Source organism: Kribbella steppae, assembly GCF_004342025.1.
Taxonomy (GTDB): Bacteria; Actinomycetota; Actinomycetes; order Propionibacteriales; family Kribbellaceae; genus Kribbella; species Kribbella steppae.
This window is the reverse complement of record NZ_SLWN01000037.1, coordinates 1-1,571: the sequence shown is the minus strand read 5'-3', so window position 1 is coordinate 1,571 and position 1,571 is coordinate 1. Positions and strand designations below refer to the sequence as shown.

Here is a 1,571-nt window from a genome sequence, read left to right as displayed (position 1 = left end):
CTAATCCGAAAATGGACCGGGTCGGGCGTGCGGCAAGATGCCGGTGGAGCGCAGGGGAGCCGGTTGTGGTTCAGGCGGCGGGTTCGAGGGTGACGTTGTAGCCGAGGGCTTGGAGTTGGCGGACGTGGTTGCGTCTTTTCCGTTCGGGGCCGGTGCGGTTGTCGTAGAAGTCGGGGCCGAGGTCACTGAAGCGTGCATCGGGGTCCGATAGGAGGTGCCAGACGATGACCAGGATGGAGCGGCCGACCGCGACGACGGCCTTGTTGCGGCCCCGTCGTCGCGCGATCCGCCGGTAGCGTTCCCCGAGGAAGGTGTCGGTTCTGCCGGCGCAGACGGCGGCCTCACCGAGCACTCGGGCCAGGTAGGGGTTGCCGTGGCCGGTCGTGCCGGCGCCCTTCTTCTTCCCGGCCGACTCCTTGACGCCGGGGGCGAACCGGGCCCAGGACGCCAGATGGTTCGCGGTGGGGAACCGGGTCATGTCGATTCCGATCTCGGCGATGATCACGTGCGCGGCGACCCGCCCGACACCGGGGATCTCATCGAGTTGGTCCACCGCGTGGGCGAAAGGGGCGATCTGGTTGCCGATCTTGTCCTCGAGCTCGGCGATGTCGGCGCTGATCTGGTCGATCCGGGCCAGCATCTTGGTCAGCAGCCAGGCGTGGTGGTCGGTGAAGTACCCGGTGAAGGCCTCCTCCAGATCGGTGATCTTGCCCCGCATCCGGGCCCGGGCGAACTGGGCCAGCACCTTCGGGTCGCGTTCCCCGGCCGCCAACGCGGCCAGCATGTCGCGACCCGACACCCCGAAGATGTCGGAGGCGACCACGGACAGCTTGATGCAGGCGTCTTCCAGCAGCTTCTCGACCCGGTTCTTCTCCGCGGTGCAGGCATTCACCAGGTCGACCCGGTAGCGGGTCAGGTCCCGCAGTTGGCGGATCTGCAGCGGCGGCACGAAACTGGCCCGCAGCATCTGCCGCTCGGCGACCTTGCACAACCAGACCGCGTCCAGCCGGTCGGTCTTCGGCCGTCCGGGCAGGTGTTTGACGTCCTTGGCGTTGACCAGCCAGGTCTCCAGCCCGGCGGCCTCGAGCAGGTAGAACGGCGGCTTCCAGTAGTCCGAGGTCGCCTCCATCACCACCCTGGACACGCCCAGCTCACGCAGTCGGTCCGCCAGCTGCAGCAGCGATCGGGTCATCGTCGAGTACGTGTCCACCTCCTGCAGCCTCTTGCCCGGCCGGTTCGGGCTGGGCACCCGGACGCAACACACCAACTCCGCCTTGCCGATGTCCAGCGCCGCGACCCGGGCAATGATCTCCTCGGCGTCGTGCGTCTCCTCCAGCATCGCTGCCCACCTCCCCACTCGACACCAACCAGCAGCGGTCACCCGCAGGAGCGGCAAGGGTCTGGCGAATCTAATCCGCGTGCTCGAAGCAACACTGAAGGGCCCACGGCGCAGCTCCCAGCGCCCGACTACTGCACGGCCTCGCCCGAACCACAGAGAGACGGCGTCAGCGGGCAACCACCCCCATTTTCAGCCCGGAACGGGCCGCCCCGACAGGGAGGATCGGAGACTA

The 1,571-nt window shown here is 67.9% G+C and carries 1 protein-coding gene; it reads right to left on the bottom strand.

All coding sequences use genetic code 11. From position 1 onward, the window contains the following. Positions 1-70: 70 nt before the first annotated feature. Complete coding sequence (locus tag EV652_RS43850; protein ID WP_132217299.1) at positions 71-1,339, bottom strand: IS110 family RNA-guided transposase; 1,269 nt, start codon at positions 1,337-1,339, stop codon at positions 71-73. Positions 1,340-1,571: the final 232 nt, after the last annotated feature.